Source organism: Candidatus Paceibacterota bacterium, assembly GCA_040905715.1.
GTDB lineage: Bacteria > Patescibacteriota > Minisyncoccia > Phycocordibacterales > CSBR16-193 > JBBDHZ01.
Map to the genome: position 1 here is coordinate 304,460 of JBBDRA010000003.1, position 17,145 is coordinate 321,604.

Genomic DNA, 17,145 nt, shown 5'->3' on the forward strand with positions numbered 1-17,145 from the left:
CAAATTGACAGCTTTTGTCAACTACTACTGACACAATATTTGGGTGCTTTCTTCTGTCTTTGAATATAAAACCCCGATACGAGCTGGGCGTTGCTCGTATCGGGGCGGAGGGGAAGAAACAGCCACTAGTTAACAGTAGCTTGTGTGTGACGGTGCCGACGAGTGTTCTCAAAGACGACCGTTGCGTTGAGGGGGAGCTCGTAACGAATCGGCTCTTGGCCGGTTTGCAGTCGGCTGTTGTCGGTGCTTGCCACTTCAAGATAGAGGTCTTCATCGAAGTTAATGCACACAACATTCGGGTGAGCGTTGATGTCTGCCCTCATTCGCTTTAGCGCATTGAGGCTGACAGTGCAGGCCGCGATCCCACCCTTGGCGCACTGATCGATGAAGGCGGTAGTGAATGAAGTGCCGATGATGGCGATAACTCGTTTTTTTTGAAGTTTTTCGATGACATTCGACCATTCCTGGGGGGATCCGGAAGGTGGGAGTAGTAGGACCACTTCTTTCTCGTCCGTGTCCGGCAACTCCTCCTCAAGGCCATGATGCACATTAAAACCCAGTCCGCCGCATAGCGCACACATCTGCTTCTCCTTTGCGTAAGAACCATATAAATCCGTTTCTGTCTATACAATAGACCTTTGTGCATAAATTGCAAGCTGTGGACAATATATTTTGACACTACAACAGCAGGTAACATACTAGCCCCAAAACCACGAAAGAAGAACGAGAGCAAGCGCGATGAGCGGCAGGTAGCGAACTGACGTAATGACCCACCAAGCAGTTTTACGCCACGGAGTACCTAGATTATCAACAAGAGTTGCTCGTGGAAGTAGCCACGTAATAAGCGCCCCACCGACGATCGCTGAGGCAACCACGATCTGGTTAGCGGCAAAGAGATCAAGAACTTGTAGAAATGGTGTGCCGCCGACAGTTAGCTCAAGCGGTGAAAAACTTAGGGCTGCGAGTGTGCCAAGAGGGAACACCAGAAGAAAAGAAATAAATACAGCTTTCCAATCGCTTAGGCGCCACTCCTCTTTGAACGCTGTCTTTACAACCTCCATCCCCGCAACACATGAACTAAAGGCGGCTAAGAAAAATAACCAGAAAAATAGAATAGCCAAAGTTGCTCCGTACGGCACAAAATCAAATGCATAAGGCAGCGCCTCAAATGCGAGGCGTGTTCCTTCGTCGGGATTGAGACCAACAGTGAATACCAGCGGAAAGAGCATTAGACCGGCCACGATCGCAAAGGAGGTCTCGACGATGGTGACAAAAAAGGTGGCCCGTGGAATGTTCGTCTTTTGAGGAAGGAAACTTCCGTACGTGATCAAGTATCCTTGACCGACAGCAAGAGAGTAAAAAGCTTGCCCGAACGCAAGCAGCCAAAGCGATGGCTGTGCGAATGAGGCAAGGTCAGGATTAAATAAAAATAAAACTGCTTCGCCGGCTCCCGGTAGGGTTAAACTGTACGCTGTGAGTACGAATACAATGATCGCTAAAAGCGGCATAAGAAGCTTTGCAAAGATCTCGATCGCTCGTACACCCACAATAACAATGAGAGCAGTCAGACCCGAAACGATCATAAAGTAATGCAGAGAGTCGTAGCCTGAGAGAAATTCAGAGAACGGTTTAATGCCGGTTGTTGAGCTCCCGATCGCGTAAGCGAGTGTCCAGCCGGTAATTACGATGTAGTAGCTCATAATGATAATAGTCAGACCTACAACGAGCCATCCAAACCAGCCAGCCGGCCGTAGGATCCTGCGAAAAGTACGCACCGGAGATCCGCGCTGAAGCCGACCGGCCGAAAGCTCCAGCATCATAAGAGGCGTTCCAAGAAAAATAACCGCAATAAGGTATGCGATAACAAAGGCAGCGCCGCCGTTCTCACCTGCTAGGTAGGGGAAGCGCCAGATGTTACCCAGTCCAACAGCGGCAGCAATGGTGGCGTACACAAATGCACGCTCAGAACTCCACTGCACTCGGTGTTCACCAAACACATTTCGTAAGGATTGAAATAGATTCATGAAGTGTTGGCTAACTATACGTTAGTTAAAAAAGTATATCACGATGAATTATATGAGTGTTTACTCATATCTTATTTATCCACACATTGTTATTGTAATAAAAGTAATGTGTTGCGTGTTATAATTAGTAGCAAGAAAACGCCACAAGAGAAGACGACGTTTTCGGGCCATTACGAATCTTCTGCTGCCAGCACACTCATGGATACAACGAAGTGCGGTCGACTGCAGAAGAACGCGCACCTGTTTGTCCGATTGTGGGCAGGCACGGCGCAATTAACCACAGTTCCTTATGCCAGCAAAAAAGAAATCAACTTCAAAGCGCAAGAGCGCTGCTCGAAAGTCGAGCGCGCGTAAGACGTCGGCAAAACGAAAGCCGGCAAAGAAGAAGTCAACGGCACGAAAAACAACAGCGAAGCGAAAGCCTGCAAAGAAGAAAGCAGCTGCAAAACGAAAACCAGCTAAGAAAAAGTCGACCGCAAAAAGAAAAACAGCTCGCAAGAAGACAAGTACACGAAGAAAGCGATAGGTGACATTTTCTCACGCTTAGAAAAATCACTCACAGTACTGTGGGTGATTTTTCTGTATTGACTCTCACACTACCTTCAGCTTAGATGTGTTGTGTGGTTGGGGTTGTAGGTCGTAGCAGGTGGTGTAAATTAGTTTTCAGAACCTGAGACATGTGACAGCGAAGCATTCGCAGCTGTTTTTGATACGGCGTACTCTAATAGTAACTTTGCTATATTTTTGTTGGTATATGTTTCAAACATGTGAAATTGGGGAGAAGTGTTCACTTCAAGAACATACCATGTTCCGTTGTAATGCGTAAGGTCTATTCCTGCTATTTCTATGTTTTGGTACTGTGCTGCGCGCTCACAGATGCTGATCGCTTCATCAGGAAGAGGAAGATGGTCTTTGTGATTACCCGGTCGATTCATTCTGAATTCTCCGTCATCTCTCGTGCGCCGGTATGAGTCTATGTACTGACCGTTAATAACGATGGCACGAATATCGTGGTCTACCGGGAGATATTCTTGGAGAATAACTCGTGGCCCGAGTTTGTCATATGCTTGACAGAGTGACGCAGCATTTTCTACTAAAATAACGTTGCGCCCCATGCTTCCGATCGTGGATTTCATAACCACAGGAAAGACAAGGGTAGGCGTGACGCTCTCGAGTGCTTGTGCGTTCTGGATCATAAGATAATTCGGCATCGGTATCGTGTGGTCAGCCGCACGTAAGAATAGCTTGTCCATGCTAATCGATCCGTTCGCTGTGTTTTCCTCTATGATAGTCGCGCCGTGTCGCTGTAGATATTTTGCGATAACCATAACCTCGTTGTCAGCATCGCCGATCCCTCTAAAAATATAACAGTCGCTGTTAGTAACGTTTCGTCCGTTAGCATCAAAGAGACCGAACACATTGTTCTGTTCGCTCAGTATCAAAGACGAAACGGAAACAGCTTCAAATGTCACGCCAAGTTTCTCTGCCTCTTCTGCTAGTCGCTGTACGTCGTGTCCGGTAGGGTTGCCGATCAAGGTAATGTTCATAGTGTCATTATACAAATCATATACAGTTAGGCGAATACAAAGGCGGTATATGTCAGTATGCTAGTATTAGGATGTGAATAAGAGAGAATACATAGCACGCGGAATTATCTGTAGAAGAGATGAGATACTTTTGTGTAAAAATGTAGATCACGGACATCTTTACTTACCCGGTGGTCATGTTGAAGATGGTGAGTCCTCACAAGAGGCGTTGAAAAGGGAGATGCGAGAGGAGTCCGGCCGGGAAGTTATCGCAACAAGATTTGTGACAACCTTTGAAAACGAGTTCACGCAAAACGGCAGAGAGATACAGGAGCGGTGTGATGTATATTTGGCGCAGCTTGATATCGTTGAGGCTGTTCATAGTAAAGAGAAGCATATTGGCTTTCAGTGGATCTCTTTGGACCAGCTACAAACAGTACGTTTTTTGCCCGAGAAGATCTTGCTGACAGTTTTAGATATAATTCAAGCGAATAGATCTTTTTGGTAGTGCAGTATCTTCTCTGGTATTTGTGTTAGAATATTGCTTAATTGTCAGGTTCTTTATTAATTACTTAATTCCTTATATATAATGAAACAATTTATCGTAATACTAGTGATCGTTCTGATAGCTTTGGGTGTATTCGGTTGGACGCAGGGTTGGTTTAACAGTGATCTCACTACTGAACCTGATACCGAGCAAGATGGTGAAAATGATGAGAACTCAACAGGCACAACAACCGATAAGGAAGATGGAGTTGGACTGGATGAAGATGGTGGAGTCATCGGTTCGTCTGCGGGTGATCGTGACATTATGGCGTATCAGTACGGCGATGGTTCTACGGAACTACTCTTTGTGGGTGGTGTTCATGGTGGATATAGCGCAAATACCGCACTGGTCGCGTTCGAGGTAATGGATTGGCTGGAAGAGAATCCGAATGTTATTCCGGAGAATGTGAAGGTAACTGTTATCCCTGTCTTGAATCCGGACGGACTGAACGAAGTTGTTGGTACAACGGGTCGGTTCTCAGTGTCTGATATTCCGTCTGGAGATCGATCAGCCGGTCGGTTTAACGCAAACAATGTAGATTTGAATCGTAACTTCGATTGTAACTGGCAGTCTACCGGCACATGGCAAAGTCAGGAAGTTGATGCCGGAGACAGCGTATTCTCTGAACCGGAAAGTCAGGCACTTCGAGACTATATTCGTTCAAACGAACCTGACGCAGCGGTCGTATTCTTTAGTGCGGCGGGTGAGGTAGTTGCTTCAAGCTGTAACAACGATTCACTCCCGGAAACACAGCAGATGGTCAGTACCTACGCTAATGCGTCCGGGTACACCGCACAGGAAACGTTCGGATACTATGACATTACCGGAGACGCGGTTGATTGGATGGCTAAGCAAGGTATCCCGGCTATTAGTGTAGTGCTTGGATCACATAATTCAGCTGAATGGAGCAAGAATAGAGCGGGTATTGAGGCATTGTTTGAGCGGTACGAAAACTAGCAACGCACTGTAAGCCATAAGAAATAAATCGGAATCTATAAAAATGGATAAAAAAACATGGGTCATTATTAGCGTTGTTGCCTGTGTCGGACTCGGTCTTATTATTTTGTTTCTCCTTCTTCCCGGAGATTCAGAGCCGGCCAAAACTGCAACGTCAACACCGGAGATAACAAGGGACGAGCCGGTGCGTAGCGTGATCGGTACATCGGTAGAAGGCCGTGAGATAGAGGCGTATACGTTTGGAAACAGTGAAAAACATGTTGCGTTTGTCGGAGGTATTCACGGTGGATATGAATGGAACAGCATTCTTCTGGCGTATCAAATGATGGATCATCTGGAGGAGTACCCCGAGGTGATACCAGATGATGTGCGTGTTACTATTATTCCATCGGCGAATCCTGACGGGCTGGCACGTGTTATGGGTACAACAACCGGACGATTTGCTGCAGCTGATGCGCCGCCTACGGAGCAGACGACAGAAGGTCGGTTTAATGCGAATGGGGTTGACCTCAATCGGAACTTTGATTGTAACTGGGCGCCTGAGAGTAGTTGGCGTGGCGAGACTGTGAGCGCAGGTACCGAAGCGTTCTCAGAGCCGGAAGCTATTGCGATCCGCACCTTTGTTCAAAATACAGATCCTGATGCGGTGATCTTCTGGCACAGTGCGGCCGGGGCGGTTTACGGATCCGAGTGTAATGACGGAATCCTTCCGGGAACGCTCGAGATCATGAATACGTACGCTGACGCTGCCGGCTATGCCGCAGTGCCGTCGTTCGATGCGTATCCTATTACCGGCGATGTGGAGGGCTGGCTGGCTTCTATCGGTGTTCCATCGATTACGGTTGAACTCAGTACGCATGAAGATCTGGAGTGGGAAAAGAACAAAGCCGGGGTAGAAGCGATCCTTCGAAGTGTTGAGTAAGGGTCGGAATTAGATAGTGGGGGTGTGTATCCGTCACCGTTATCTAACGTAAAGTTCTTATGGAAATACCAAAAATACCTCCCGGATATACCGGACCTGAAAATTCAAGTGACCGGGTACAGCCCGTTTCTCCGGTGCCGGAAAAACAGAAGACGAGCGCAAACCCGGAACAGAAACACCACGAACGACAGGGAAGAAGGGGGAGAGATGAGGTAATCGAAGAGGATAATAGCAATAGCTCGAAAGCAGACAGCGGACCATCGGACAACGGGCTTGGCGGAACACTTGACGTAACCGGTTAACGATCAACAAAAAACTGCTTGACTCCAGATCAATGGTCAAGCAGTTTTTTAATATTCTCGGTCTAGAAAGGTAGATAGAAGATCTCGGTCTATTCGAACTCTTCGTCGATAGCATTAAGGTCTTCGTAAATTTCATCATCGTTGGTGCCTCTAAGTTCTTCTTCCAGGTCTTCTGTAGAATCAAGGGATGTTTCTCCTGAAGACAACCAAAAGTAAAATCCACCAAGGCCAATGAGAAGAATAACAACTACAATAATGCCGATAACAGATCTTCCCTTGCTATTGCTCTCAGGTTCTGGATCGTGGGCCAGTAGTTGCTCGTCGATCTGATCTTGTTTCGGTGCTCTATTTTGCTCAGGTCTCTCAGAGATCGGTTGATCGTCCTGCATTTCATTGTTTTGTGGCTGATTGTCCGTCTGGTCCATGATTTGTGTGCTTACTTATATGTAGATAATAATTAATTTTCTTTGTTCTCTTCATCACTGGGCAAGATGTCTTTCGTGTATGTATTCAGAGCTCTCACAACTTCTTCTTTGGATAGATGAACACTGTCCCTGGCCTCAAGCACGAACGCACGAATGCTGAGGTTTGATGCGGTACCATCAAGTTCATCTTGTATTGCAGTAAGGGTCACCTCGATGTCGTTGTGTGCGGTATCGATCGCGTCCCGTGCATCGGCTAGAGCGGCCTCACTTGAAGTTGTGTCGCTTGCGTTTTCTTCTGCTCTCGCCAGCCTCTCTTCAAGTTTATCAAGTATGTTGCTGTGGTTATCAAGTATGTTTCGTAAATTCCCGCTCAAGCGCTCAAGGATCAGAAGGACTCTATCCTTTGCTTGATGATCAAGGTCAGCTCGGCGTTCCTCACGTTCCTGAAGCAACATTTCTCGTCGCTTTGTAACCCGGTCCTGGATAGACTTGCGGCGTTCCTTGGCAAGCTCTCTCATTTCTACGCCTCGAGTGCCGGTAGCTGTCTTCATTTCGTCACGAACTTCTCGAGCTTCTTCACGACTAGAAGTGGCTTGAGTGCCGGGTCGTTCGCGAGCGTGCTCTGCTTGCATTTCCTGTGCGTTTGCTCTTCTTTCGGTTGGCGTGGCTTTAGTAGGCTGAGCTGTTGCGATCGAAGGTGCGAGCACTGCAAGACCGAGGAGTGCACATAACACTGTCTGTGTTGGTTTCTCTGGGTGTGTCATGTATGTTGGCATCTTATTATTTGATAATTCTATGTTGCGTGTACAAGAATACGTACTGTCGCTTGGGCAATTATTGCATAGTTCCGTTAGGTTTTCTGTGTGGATAGTCAGTCTCGTGTAAAAAAACACGTAAAAAACCGTAAAGAAAACACGTATCAGTTTATCCGATACGTGTTTTCTGTGTACCTTGTGCACAAGGTACACGCGCTTTGCTCCATTATGCCTCGGGGCAGGGGTGAGAGTTCTCAGCTTTCACTTCTGCCATACAGACCGGAGGTTTTAGGCGGCTGTCGATGAAGCTATTTCATCAAGCTTTTCATTAAATTTGGGGAGTTTTCTCTTCCAAGGTCGTCTGAGTAGGCGGCCCTGGAGCAAGAGCGCAGAATGGATAAGATCACACCTTCACCGATCAGGTTTTTGCCCTTACAGAGTCGGTCTGATCGCACCGTTCTATCATTCATCCTCATCCAACAATTCATTCATCACGTCGGTAGTTGCCCCTCTCATGGTGACAACTGTCGTCTATTATATCGAAGGGAATTAGGCAATTCAAAATAAAAGATGTGGATAAGGTAGTGAGAAGACACGCAGTCAGTTACGTATATTAGCTCATGTTACAATAGACGAATGAGTGAATCTCTTACGTATACTATTCGCCGTGTGCGACGAGCGAAACGAATGAGAATTATCATTCATCAAGACGGTACTGTTGTGGTGACCAAACCGTGGTGGGCACGGAAGAAAACAGCTGAGGCGTTCCTTTTGAAAAATCAAGAATGGGTTCTTGAAAAAGTTCGGGCGATAACAACAGGTGCCGATCCGGACCTTACTTCTACAGACGAACATCATTACGAGGAACATAAAGAGGCGGCCCGGGCACTCGTTCATGCAAAACTCGAGCAATGGAATCGCTTGTATGCGTTCACGTATCATCGCGTTTCAATTCGCAACCAAAAAACGAGATGGGGGAGCTGTAGCGCCTCCGGTAATTTGAATTTTAGCTACAAGATATTGTTTTTGCCGGAGCGGCTGCAAGACTATCTTGTTGTTCATGAACTGTGTCATCTTAAAGAGATGAATCACTCACAACGTTTCTGGGCGCTGGTCGGACAGGCATTACCGGGATATCGAACGCTGTATAAAGAACTTCATCTTCAAGGCGATACAGTTGATCAGGAGTAACAAAATGCATACCCATATAGTAAAATATAGTACGTATGGCAACATTTATTTTCGATACAACACAGAATGCGGATCTCTATTATGCCATCCGACGATCAATGGATGATCCGGTATTTTTTCTTGAGCAGGACAGCGGGAAGCAGTTTGTTTTTTTGAATAAGATTGAATATGGCGCTTTTACTGAGCAGAACTCTGTGCCGAGCTTAACCGCGATCGAGCTTGAACCTTTTATCGATCGAGCAAAGGGAATTGAAGGAGATGATCCTCTACGCTTAAAAGTGGCTCTGATTATTTTAAAAGAGTACGGATTGGAGGAACAAGCTATAACTGTGCCGGCGAGCTTCCCGGTTCAGATGGCGGACTATCTTAGGAAGAACTCTATTGCGCTTAAGCCTGACTCATCGCTATTCCCGGGTCGAGCTTGTAAGAAAGATGGTGAGATCAACGCTCTGCGCAAGAGTTTGACAAATACCGCTGATGCGTTTGCCTTTGTCGAGGGCATGCTACAGGAGGCATCGATCAGAAATAGCGAGCTTATGCTTGCCGGAGAAGTGTTGACGAGCGAGCGTGTTAAACGAGAGGTTGCAAAGTTCCTGTTTGATCGAGACATGGTGAGCGATTCTGGCATTATTGTCGCGAGCGGTGCGCAGACCGCGATGCCTCACCATGGTGGTGCCGGGGCGCTTTTGGCGAACGAGCCGATCATTGTTGATATATTTCCCCGAGATCAGCATACCGGTTATTACGGTGATATGACCAGGACATATATTAGAGGAGAGCCATCAGAGCGTGTTAGAGTGATGTACCAGGCCGTACATGAAGCGCATCAGGTCGCGTTTGGCATGTTGGCTTCCGGGGTACCTGCTCGTGAGGTGCACAAAGCGGCCGCTGCAGTGTTCGAGCGACACGGTTTTATAACAGATGAAGATTCCGGATTTATTCATGCGACCGGACACGGTCTTGGTGTTGCTGTGCATGAGGCACCCGCGGTCTCAGCAAGCAGTGAGGACACCCTTGAGGCGGGTAATGTTATAACCATTGAACCGGGTCTATATTATTCTGAAAGCGGTGGCGTTCGGATCGAAGACGTTGCTCTCATTACGGATGACGGGTACGTAACACTTTGTGACGATCAGGTTGATGAATGGGTCATCTAAAACCTATATGAAACACAACAAAACAGATGCCGAGTGGCACAATTTGCTTACTCCACAACAGTATCGGGTGATGCGTGAGCAGGGGACCGAACCACCTTTCTCAGGGAAACTCATTGAAAAAAATGAGGGAGGTGTGTATACGTGCAGCGCATGCGGCAGCGAGTTGTTTTCCGTTGACGCAAAATTCGAGAGTGGAAGCGGCTGGCCGAGTTTCGATAAAGCCATCAAGGGAGCAGTGATCTTCAATGAAGACGATTCCGGCCTCGAGAAGCGAGTCGAAGTGCAGTGTGCGGATTGCGGCTCTCATTTGGGTCACGTGTTTAATGACGGGCCGGAAGAGTCAACCGGTAAGCGTTACTGTATTAATGCAGTTTGCTTGAAGTAAAAAATAGATAAATAGTTAGAATAGGAGTTACGTACAAGAAGGCCGCCCATTTCTGGTATGATAGGAAGTATTATGTTCAAACGTCTACGACAATCACTCGGCCTACGATTTAAACGACGTTTGACCCGTTGGCAGGCGTGGTTTGAGCGCAATGAAAGAGTAATCGTCCCGCTCGCTCTTTTAGGGGGTTTTATATTTGATTTCCTCACCTTGACCAGGATCGATCAGCTGTACGAGAACCTTGTTTTGTTAGCGTACCTTGTGTTGGCAGCAGCAGGTATTACGTTCGTTCACTTCTACGAAAGCTGGACCTATCATCGTATGGTCCGAGAGAACGGCTTTGTCGATCGCATGCTTGGCTATCTGCATGCGCCAACGCCGTTTATTATACAGTTCGCATTCGGTGCGTTGTTCAGCGGTTTTTCAGTTTTCTATATGCGAAGCGGCGCCTTCACCGCCAGTTGGCCGTGGTTTTTGGTGTTGGTCGGTCTCATGGTCGGTAACGAGTTTTTCCGTAAACAGTATATACGACTGTCGTTTCAAGTAGCTGTTTTCTTCTTTGCACTATATTCATACGCTATCTTCTCCGTGCCAATGCTGGTCGGTGCGATCGGGTGGTGGGTGTTTCTCCTAAGTGGCATCGTTTCGTTTGTTTTGATCTTTGGATTTCTATACTTCTTGAGATCAATTATCCCGACAAGATTTAATCAAAGCAAAAACGGCCTCTTGGCAGCAATTATCGGCATTTTTGCTGTTGTTAATGTTTTCTACTTTACGAACATTCTTCCTCCGATCCCGCTGTCATTGAAAGATATCGGTGTGCATCATCATATCACTCGTGCTGATGGTGGTGGGTACAACGTAATTACCGAACCGCGTCCCTGGTATAACTTCTTTTCATTCTCAGATGACCATCATGTGATAGAGGGAGATGACGCGTATGTTTTTAGTGCCGTCTTTGCTCCAACCGGTCTTCAAACCGAGGTGGCCCATCACTGGTACTTTTATAACGAGAAGACGTCGCGCTGGATTAGTCAGAACCGGGTGTCGTTTGCAGTTATCGGCGGACGAGATGGCGGTTTCCGTGGTTATTCTCGCAAAGACAGTATATCGCCTGGTAGTTGGCGGGTAGACGTAGAGACGCCAAGCGGACAGTTGATCGGGCGGATCAGGTTCAATGCCATTCGAGTTGCCGGTACTCCTGATCTTGAGACAAGGATTATTGAGTAGAGGTGTGCTGTGCTTACAAATATATAATGAAAAACCCCTGCGAGCGTGTCGCAGGGGGAGAGGGAGAAGGCGATGAGGTCGCTGCTTAGTGCCGGTATCGACGATCACGTCGATCACGTCGACGATAATCTCGATCATCGTCGTAGCTTATCCGGTTACGGTCTCGTCGGTCACCGTAGTCGCGCCGACCAGAGTCCCAGCGGGAATCACGATCGTGACTTTCCCAAACGCAGTTCCGGTTATCACGACGGTCACTAAATCTTCCAGTGTGGCGTTCACGACCAAAGCGTCGATCAGTCCGCACTTCGATCGGGTATAAACTTCGTTCTGGTCTCACGGTAATCGTGCTGCGTGGTTGGCGAACTCGTCGATCGTTCCGATCACTGTGCTGACCTCGCTCGAGATACTCAATGCGCTCCTTCAGGACAGCAGTTTCTCGTTCAAGCTGTTGGACGCGGTCTTCGAGATCGTTGACCTTCTGGTCGTTGCCTGTCTGACCGTACGCCATTGTATGGAGTCCCAGTAGGAACATCAGTGTCGCCACGGTAGCAGGGACAAGAATTCTCATCTTTATTCTCCCGTGTAAAATGTGCAAAAGTACAAATCAAACGTGTTTAGTTATACATTACCTATAAAAACGTGTTGTGTCAATAGGGCTTGCCGGAGGATGTATATGCTACACTTACTGGTACTATGCTACGAATCGGAGCACATAAATCCAGTTCGGGTGGTTACACGACAGGCGTTGCGGAGGTACATGAAATAGGCGGTAACTGTCTTCAGATCTTTTCGTCTGCGCCACGAAATTGGCGACCGGGTAATCCTACTGAGGAGGATAAGCAAACATTCCTAGAACTTCGTAAAGAATATGATATCGATCCGGTATATTTTCACGCCTCGTACATGATCAATCTAGCTGGAAGTCCGGAAAACCGAGAGAAATCTATTAACGCGCTGGTAGCTGAACTTGTTATAGCTCATAAGTTCAATGTGCGCGGAAGCGTGATCCATCTTGGTTCATTTAAAAACGGCGTACGAGAAACAAATGATCAGGGATTATTCGCAGAAGAAGCAGCGTATGACGTTCTGTTCAAAAGTATTGAGCGAATACTTACAGAGACGCCTGACGACATCTTGTTCATTATTGAGAACATGGGCATGCGCAAGATAGGCATGTCGCTTGAGGAGATCGGTTATATTGTGAAGAAACTCAATTCTCCACGAGTGAAGATTTGCCTTGATACTTGTCATTTGCACGCTGCGGGGTACGACATCTCTTCGCCGGAAAAGCTCGATGCTTTTTTGGACAAGTTCGATCAACTGATCGGACTGGATCTGCTTGAGCTGTGGCATGTAAACGATAGTCGCGATACATTCGGCGCCTTGCGTGATCGTCACGAGAACATTGGTGAAGGTAGTGTGGGAAGTGGTGTTTTTGAGGCACTGATAAACAGCACTCGTGTTAATGATAGACCGTTTATAATTGAGACACCAGGCTTTAGCGGCGGTGGACCTGACAAAGAAAATCTAGATCGACTTAAAGCTTTTGTCCACTGAGATGTGAGACGACACTGAATAAAATAGTTATCCACTTATACCTTCGGCAATATTGACAAAAAGGTTATATAATGAGGAAAGAAGAGATTATTATATAATGTACATTGCTTGTGGAATTTTCAACAGAATTACTCGGAAAAATAGCCAGCGTTTATTTACTCATCGTTGGTATTTCGTTGTTGGTGAGACAGAAGAGCTGGATGTCGATCGTGAGAAAGATCCAGACAAGGCCGGGTACGCTTATGCTCGTTGCGTTTGCTGAGCTTGCGCTTGGTCTGCTTATTGTTATTACCCACAACGTATGGGTCACTGATTGGGCGGTGGTTGTAACTATTATCGGATGGTTAATGGTGGTAGAAGGTATCATGAATATGGTCCTTCCCCACGGTGTTATCGAGCGAATGATCAAGTACTTTAACAAACCTAAATGGTATGTTGTTGGAGGCATCTTCTCGATCATGGTCGGTGTGTATCTGGCATCATTCTCATTTGGACTTGCTTTGTTCTAACCACTGACTCGGTCATTGAGCAAAGATGTAAAAACCGTTCGCTAGTGGGCGGTTTTTGCTATTGTCTAGCGCATGTTCTCTTGATGTGTGTGAGGTTGTATTGAGTTAGTGGAGTGGGTGATATGGTATGATGCTTCTATGAGTCAAGATAAATACAGTGCGGTGTGGGTATCGTATTCAGGATTAAGTACGTTCCTGAAATGTCCGCGAGCCTATTACCTACAGTATATGTATAAAGATCCGCAAACGCGACGCAAGATCTCTGAGATGACCCCGCACCTTGCACTTGGTCAGGTTGTGCACAATACGATCGAGCCGTTGGCGAACGTCCCGGCTGAAAAACGATTCGATCAGCCGATCATGGATATTTTTGAGCGCCACTGGTCTACGATCAGTGGCGAGAAAGGTGGGTTTATAAGCATTGAGGAGGAAGTAGAAATGAAAGAACGAGGTAGATCTATGATCAAACGAGTTGTTGAGCATCCGGGCGCATTAAAACGAAAAGCAACTCGCATTCCTCCGACGCCGAGTGGTATGCCACCAAACTTTTATCTTTCTGAGGAGGATAACATTATTCTATGCGGAAGTATCGACTGGCTCGAGTATCTTGAGGACACAGACAGCGTCCACATAATTGATTTTAAAACCGGTAAACGAGAAGAAGAGGGCAGATCGTTGCAGCTGCCGATGTATTTATTGCTTGCACGTAATTTACAAAAACGTTCGGTAGCAAAGGCGAGTTACTGGTATCTCGATCGATCAGATACTCTTGATGAAAAAGAGTTGCCGACATACGAGGATGCATTTGAGCAAGTTTTAACTGAGTCAAGAAAGTTAAAAAAAGCACGAGAAGCAAAGGATCTTTCTTGCCCGCAGGGCGGCAGCTGTTTTGCCTGTAGTTCATTTGAGAAAATTATTGTGGGCGAAGCGACCTGTATTGGTTCAAATGAGATGAATAAAGACGTGTATGTCGTATCTCGCTAAATGTGTGACAGGACGAGTGAAAAGCAAGGTGGTGCTTGCGGTGATGATCGCGAGTATTTTTGTAGGTGTAGTAGTCGCGATCGGATTTCTTGCCTTCACGGTAGATGAACTCACCGATCAACAAGCGAGTATTGAGCAGGATTTGGCAGACATTACAGGGGAGTTGCAAACTACTAGCGTATCACTTGAGCAGGCCCAATTAGCGCTCGATACGATCATTGAAAATAATCAAGAACTTCAAGAGAAGCTAGCTCTTGCTCAGGAAAATCGAGAAAATACTGAACGTGTGCTGAGTCAGACCAGAGAGCAGGTCGGTGAACTCGAAGTTGAGTTGGATGGAAAGATAGGCGAGGAGCAGCTTAGTGCGCTTGTTCAGGAGTGGGAGCCCCGTATCGCCCGAATAGAATGCGTGTTTCGTAATAATGATGGGGGCACCTCGCGTTCAAATGCCTCTGCGGTCTCCGTGCTTCGGCAGGGAGAAGTGCAATTCATAACAAATAAGCATGTGTTGGTCCAGAAGGGTCATTCACTGGTAAATTGCGAATTGGCTGTGCCGGGAATCGGTGATGGCTTGCGTGTAGAACCTGAGTCAGCCGAATTTTCAGGCACACTCGATATCGCCTATGTTACCTTGTCTGATCAGCCGGCTGAGCTTGTGGCAGAGGCGTCGGGCGTTAGAGTCTGTAGTGAGCCGCCGTCATTTGGCTCAAGAGTGCTTATACTCGGCTATCCAGCGACCGGTTCCAAAAGCGGGATAACCGCAACAGACGGGATACTATCCGGGTTTGAAGAAAATTACTATATTACGTCCGCCAAGATAGAGCGCGGTAATTCCGGCGGGGCGGCAGTTCTTGTAAAAGAAGGTTGCTTTATCGGCTTGCCGACATTGGTGGTGGTTGGTCAGGTGGAATCTTTGGCGCGAATTCTGCCTGTTACGTCTCTCTAGAATCTAGAATAACTAAACGAAAGTTAGTTATTTGGAAGGTCGAGGAGCGGTAGGCATGAGCGTTCATCGTAGGTTCTTTGAAGAGGGTCATGGGTAAACAGTGTTATCTCACACGTTGGCTCCGCAATAGCTTCTTTGAGGTGTCCGCCACATGCTTGATGATCTGCTCCGGCAAGTGTGATGTGCGCATGTATCAGTAGCGTCTCGTCATAGAGAGCTACATTTCCTGTGAGGTTAGTGATCTCGTGAGGTTTTGTGATATCAGAATACGTATACTCAAAATTATTTATGTGATACATGCCGATCGTTGCTGAGCGGACGGCACCGATACCAAAGAACGATCCGCCATTGATTTTTTGATCTGCACAAAATTCTTCAAGTGTTTGTTTGATCCCGTCGCCCTGAGGGATGCGAATAATATAACCAAATGTAGTGTGTTGGTACGACATGTTCAAAAGTATTGGGATAGAGACTAGTAATAAGTGTAAAAAGCTAGGTTAAGTATATCGTAAAAAACAAGAGATATTAAAAAACCACCATACGCTCAGGGCGTATGGTGGGTCACTGGTTTGAGTTGCCTTAGCTACAGCAGGTCCTCGATCGCAACGCCTTCTCTTCTTTTTGCTTCAGCAAGCTCTCGGCGGTTTATCTCGACATCCTTTGGAAAGTCAAACCCCAGGCGAACTTTATCGCCATGAACTTCAACCACTCGGATAACGCCGATCGGATTTCTCGGGTCACCAACCACAATTTCCTCTCCCACTCTTCTGGTAAGGGCCAGCATAACTCCCTCCTTGTAAAAGGTACATCGTCCGTGTAAATCACTCGGCAAAGGTAAATAACTATACTGATTTTTCCTAAATATGCAAGAAACAGGTATACTGGACTCTATGCAGGACCGCTCGGAAAAAAATAAAAGTAGACAAGGAAAGACGGAGACCGAGCCTGATAGGGAAGAGTTTCCGGATCAGCGACTCTTTGAGCCGGACCCGGAATTAGAAGGAAGGCCGCCGGGTTTTTGGGAGCAGGTCTGGCCGTTTATTCGCTTTGTGGGTGCTGGCCTTGCTGTCGGTGGTTTGTTGTACGTTTCCGGAGCGTATCAAGCCTTTCTTTTGCGCGAGACTCCACAAAGTGTTCGCCAGGAACCTATACCCTCGAAAGTAGAATCGGAACTAGTAACAGTGCCGGTACACGTTTTCCTGGTAACAACTAATACCAGTAATTTTGGCACACAAAGAGATATAGAAAACGCCGAACGATTGGTCGAGAATGCCGGTAACATCTGGGCGCAGGCTAATATACGCTTTTCCCTGTCCGGTGTTCAGCGTCTTGAAGTGAGTCCGTTTGACATAGATCAGTTTCATCGAGATCCACAAGCGTTCGTCTCAAGCGTCTTTCAATATAATGACCGACAGATAAATATATTTTTAACAGGTACACTTTCGGGTCTGAACGGCGTTGCTTTCGGTGGAACGGAGGGTCTCGCTGTTGCCGACAGAGTTAGTCATTTTGACTTTCGAACACTGGCGCACGAGATCGGTCATCTTTTTGGTTTAGGCCATACACAACGATCAAAATGGCTTATGTCTCAAGGGGCATACGGCAATGAGCTGTCTCTGGAGGAGATCCAAATCGCTCGAACACATGCTAAGCGGCTTGTGGATTAATCGGTTTTTTTCTCACTATTACGTGATATGATAGTGTACCAGTAGTCAGTAGGTTGGTTAC

Annotated in this window: 22 protein-coding genes; 14 read left to right on the forward strand and 8 right to left on the reverse strand. The window is 46.9% G+C overall.

Features of this window, described 5'->3' with window-relative positions:
• Positions 1 to 125 precede the first annotated feature (125 nt).
• Together WD312_02620 and WD312_02625 are read right to left on the reverse strand one after the other, a co-directional pair.
• Complete coding sequence (locus tag WD312_02620; protein ID MEX2563981.1) at positions 126 to 581, reverse strand: hypothetical protein; 456 nt, start codon at positions 579 to 581, stop codon at positions 126 to 128.
• A 117-nt stretch (positions 582 to 698) separates the two neighbouring features.
• Positions 699 to 2,024, reverse strand: coding sequence for a sodium-dependent transporter (locus WD312_02625; GenBank protein MEX2563982.1), 1,326 nt, complete (start codon positions 2,022 to 2,024; stop codon positions 699 to 701).
• Positions 2,025 to 2,313: 289 nt separating this feature from the next.
• Here WD312_02625 and WD312_02630 point away from each other — a divergent pair, with 289 nt between their 5' ends.
• Positions 2,314 to 2,550 carry a hypothetical protein gene (locus WD312_02630; GenBank protein MEX2563983.1) on the forward strand — a complete coding sequence of 79 codons (237 nt, stop codon included), beginning with the start codon at positions 2,314 to 2,316 and terminating at the stop codon, positions 2,548 to 2,550.
• A 130-nt stretch (positions 2,551 to 2,680) separates the two neighbouring features.
• Here the strand turns inward: WD312_02630 and WD312_02635 are convergent, their stop codons facing one another.
• A complete protein-coding gene (locus tag WD312_02635; GenBank protein MEX2563984.1) occupies positions 2,681 to 3,571 on the reverse strand; it encodes an ATP-grasp domain-containing protein in 891 nt (296 codons plus the stop codon).
• A 73-nt stretch (positions 3,572 to 3,644) separates the two neighbouring features.
• On the opposite strand from WD312_02635, the gene WD312_02640 reads away from it, so the two are divergent.
• The 4 genes from WD312_02640 to WD312_02655 all read left to right on the forward strand — a co-directional run bounded on the left by WD312_02640 (position 3,645) and on the right by WD312_02655 (position 6,278).
• On the forward strand, positions 3,645 to 4,058 hold the full coding sequence (locus WD312_02640) for an NUDIX domain-containing protein (protein MEX2563985.1): 414 nt from the start codon (positions 3,645 to 3,647) through the stop codon (positions 4,056 to 4,058).
• A gap of 81 nt (positions 4,059 to 4,139) precedes the next feature.
• Positions 4,140 to 5,054, forward strand: coding sequence for a M14 family metallopeptidase (locus WD312_02645; GenBank protein MEX2563986.1), 915 nt, complete (start codon positions 4,140 to 4,142; stop codon positions 5,052 to 5,054).
• Positions 5,055 to 5,097: 43 nt separating this feature from the next.
• Positions 5,098 to 5,976, forward strand: coding sequence for a M14 family metallopeptidase (locus WD312_02650; GenBank protein MEX2563987.1), 879 nt, complete (start codon positions 5,098 to 5,100; stop codon positions 5,974 to 5,976).
• Between the two features lie 59 nt (positions 5,977 to 6,035).
• The gene (locus WD312_02655; GenBank protein ID MEX2563988.1) at positions 6,036 to 6,278 is read left to right on the forward strand and encodes a hypothetical protein; all 243 of its coding nucleotides are present in this window, start codon (positions 6,036 to 6,038) and stop codon (positions 6,276 to 6,278) included.
• A gap of 89 nt (positions 6,279 to 6,367) precedes the next feature.
• On the opposite strand, the gene WD312_02660 is transcribed toward WD312_02655, so the two are convergent.
• The gene (locus WD312_02660; protein ID MEX2563989.1) at positions 6,368 to 6,703 is read right to left on the reverse strand and encodes a hypothetical protein; all 336 of its coding nucleotides are present in this window, start codon (positions 6,701 to 6,703) and stop codon (positions 6,368 to 6,370) included.
• A 32-nt stretch (positions 6,704 to 6,735) separates the two neighbouring features.
• On the reverse strand, positions 6,736 to 7,467 hold the full coding sequence (locus WD312_02665; protein ID MEX2563990.1) for a hypothetical protein: 732 nt from the start codon (positions 7,465 to 7,467) through the stop codon (positions 6,736 to 6,738).
• Between the two features lie 627 nt (positions 7,468 to 8,094).
• Here WD312_02665 and WD312_02670 point away from each other — a divergent pair.
• The 4 genes from WD312_02670 (at position 8,095) to WD312_02685 (ending at position 11,421) form a co-directional block, all read left to right on the forward strand.
• Positions 8,095 to 8,649, forward strand: a complete 555-nt coding sequence (locus WD312_02670) for a M48 family metallopeptidase (GenBank protein ID MEX2563991.1) — start codon at positions 8,095 to 8,097, stop codon at positions 8,647 to 8,649.
• A gap of 35 nt (positions 8,650 to 8,684) precedes the next feature.
• Positions 8,685 to 9,806, forward strand: coding sequence for a Xaa-Pro peptidase family protein (locus WD312_02675; protein ID MEX2563992.1), 1,122 nt, complete (start codon positions 8,685 to 8,687; stop codon positions 9,804 to 9,806).
• Positions 9,807 to 9,813: 7 nt separating this feature from the next.
• On the forward strand, positions 9,814 to 10,191 hold the full coding sequence (gene msrB / locus WD312_02680) for a peptide-methionine (R)-S-oxide reductase MsrB (GenBank protein MEX2563993.1): 378 nt from the start codon (positions 9,814 to 9,816) through the stop codon (positions 10,189 to 10,191).
• Between the two features lie 72 nt (positions 10,192 to 10,263).
• Entirely contained in the window at positions 10,264 to 11,421 is a 1,158-nt protein-coding gene (locus WD312_02685) for a DUF2914 domain-containing protein (protein ID MEX2563994.1), read from the forward strand.
• 85 nt (positions 11,422 to 11,506) lie between these two features.
• Here the strand turns inward: WD312_02685 and WD312_02690 are convergent, their stop codons facing one another.
• The gene (locus WD312_02690) at positions 11,507 to 11,989 is read right to left on the reverse strand and encodes a hypothetical protein (protein MEX2563995.1); all 483 of its coding nucleotides are present in this window, start codon (positions 11,987 to 11,989) and stop codon (positions 11,507 to 11,509) included.
• Positions 11,990 to 12,114: 125 nt separating this feature from the next.
• Between WD312_02690 and WD312_02695 the strand changes: the two genes are divergently transcribed.
• From WD312_02695 to WD312_02710, 4 genes are all read left to right on the forward strand, one after another.
• The gene (locus WD312_02695; protein ID MEX2563996.1) at positions 12,115 to 12,978 is read left to right on the forward strand and encodes a deoxyribonuclease IV; all 864 of its coding nucleotides are present in this window, start codon (positions 12,115 to 12,117) and stop codon (positions 12,976 to 12,978) included.
• 110 nt (positions 12,979 to 13,088) lie between these two features.
• Positions 13,089 to 13,487, forward strand: coding sequence for a hypothetical protein (locus WD312_02700; GenBank protein ID MEX2563997.1), 399 nt, complete (start codon positions 13,089 to 13,091; stop codon positions 13,485 to 13,487).
• A 138-nt stretch (positions 13,488 to 13,625) separates the two neighbouring features.
• Complete coding sequence (locus WD312_02705; GenBank protein ID MEX2563998.1) at positions 13,626 to 14,471, forward strand: PD-(D/E)XK nuclease family protein; 846 nt, start codon at positions 13,626 to 13,628, stop codon at positions 14,469 to 14,471.
• Positions 14,455 to 15,417 (forward strand): trypsin-like peptidase domain-containing protein, encoded by a 963-nt coding sequence (locus tag WD312_02710; protein MEX2563999.1) that lies wholly within the window; start codon positions 14,455 to 14,457, stop codon positions 15,415 to 15,417. Before WD312_02705 ends, WD312_02710 begins: the two co-directional genes overlap by 17 nt.
• 23 nt (positions 15,418 to 15,440) lie before the next feature.
• On the opposite strand, the gene WD312_02715 is transcribed toward WD312_02710, so the two are convergent.
• Both WD312_02715 and WD312_02720 read right to left on the reverse strand, forming a co-directional pair.
• A complete protein-coding gene (locus tag WD312_02715; GenBank protein MEX2564000.1) occupies positions 15,441 to 15,866 on the reverse strand; it encodes a PPC domain-containing DNA-binding protein in 426 nt (141 codons plus the stop codon).
• Between the two features lie 134 nt (positions 15,867 to 16,000).
• Positions 16,001 to 16,201: a carbon storage regulator gene (locus WD312_02720; protein MEX2564001.1), complete on the reverse strand. Its 201-nt coding sequence runs from the start codon at positions 16,199 to 16,201 to the stop codon at positions 16,001 to 16,003.
• 106 nt (positions 16,202 to 16,307) lie between these two features.
• Between WD312_02720 and WD312_02725 the strand changes: the two genes are divergently transcribed.
• Positions 16,308 to 17,084: a hypothetical protein gene (locus tag WD312_02725; GenBank protein MEX2564002.1), complete on the forward strand. Its 777-nt coding sequence runs from the start codon at positions 16,308 to 16,310 to the stop codon at positions 17,082 to 17,084.
• Positions 17,085 to 17,145 lie beyond the last annotated feature (61 nt).

Excerpts from the sequence above, each read along its gene's own strand:
- WD312_02620 (MEX2563981.1), bottom strand. The coding sequence starts at position 581 with ATGTGTGCGCTATGCGGCGGACTGGGTTTTAATGTGCATCATGGCCTT.
- WD312_02660 (MEX2563989.1), bottom strand. The coding sequence starts at position 6,703 with ATGGACCAGACGGACAATCAGCCACAAAACAATGAAATGCAGGACGAT.
- WD312_02670 (MEX2563991.1), top strand. The coding sequence starts at position 8,095 with ATGAGTGAATCTCTTACGTATACTATTCGCCGTGTGCGACGAGCGAAA.
- WD312_02625 (MEX2563982.1), bottom strand. The coding sequence starts at position 2,024 with ATGAATCTATTTCAATCCTTACGAAATGTGTTTGGTGAACACCGAGTG.
- WD312_02655 (MEX2563988.1), top strand. The coding sequence starts at position 6,036 with ATGGAAATACCAAAAATACCTCCCGGATATACCGGACCTGAAAATTCA.
- WD312_02725 (MEX2564002.1), top strand. The coding sequence starts at position 16,308 with ATGCAGGACCGCTCGGAAAAAAATAAAAGTAGACAAGGAAAGACGGAG.
- WD312_02705 (MEX2563998.1), top strand. The coding sequence starts at position 13,626 with ATGAGTCAAGATAAATACAGTGCGGTGTGGGTATCGTATTCAGGATTA.
- WD312_02645 (MEX2563986.1), top strand. The coding sequence starts at position 4,140 with ATGAAACAATTTATCGTAATACTAGTGATCGTTCTGATAGCTTTGGGT.
- msrB (MEX2563993.1), top strand. The coding sequence starts at position 9,814 with ATGAAACACAACAAAACAGATGCCGAGTGGCACAATTTGCTTACTCCA.
- WD312_02635 (MEX2563984.1), bottom strand. The coding sequence starts at position 3,571 with ATGAACATTACCTTGATCGGCAACCCTACCGGACACGACGTACAGCGA.
- WD312_02690 (MEX2563995.1), bottom strand. The coding sequence starts at position 11,989 with ATGAGAATTCTTGTCCCTGCTACCGTGGCGACACTGATGTTCCTACTG.
- WD312_02630 (MEX2563983.1), top strand. The coding sequence starts at position 2,314 with ATGCCAGCAAAAAAGAAATCAACTTCAAAGCGCAAGAGCGCTGCTCGA.
- WD312_02665 (MEX2563990.1), bottom strand. The coding sequence starts at position 7,467 with ATGACACACCCAGAGAAACCAACACAGACAGTGTTATGTGCACTCCTC.
- WD312_02715 (MEX2564000.1), bottom strand. The coding sequence starts at position 15,866 with ATGTCGTACCAACACACTACATTTGGTTATATTATTCGCATCCCTCAG.
- WD312_02675 (MEX2563992.1), top strand. The coding sequence starts at position 8,685 with ATGGCAACATTTATTTTCGATACAACACAGAATGCGGATCTCTATTAT.
- WD312_02685 (MEX2563994.1), top strand. The coding sequence starts at position 10,264 with ATGTTCAAACGTCTACGACAATCACTCGGCCTACGATTTAAACGACGT.
- WD312_02710 (MEX2563999.1), top strand. The coding sequence starts at position 14,455 with ATGTCGTATCTCGCTAAATGTGTGACAGGACGAGTGAAAAGCAAGGTG.
- WD312_02650 (MEX2563987.1), top strand. The coding sequence starts at position 5,098 with ATGGATAAAAAAACATGGGTCATTATTAGCGTTGTTGCCTGTGTCGGA.
- WD312_02695 (MEX2563996.1), top strand. The coding sequence starts at position 12,115 with ATGCTACGAATCGGAGCACATAAATCCAGTTCGGGTGGTTACACGACA.
- WD312_02720 (MEX2564001.1), bottom strand. The coding sequence starts at position 16,201 with ATGCTGGCCCTTACCAGAAGAGTGGGAGAGGAAATTGTGGTTGGTGAC.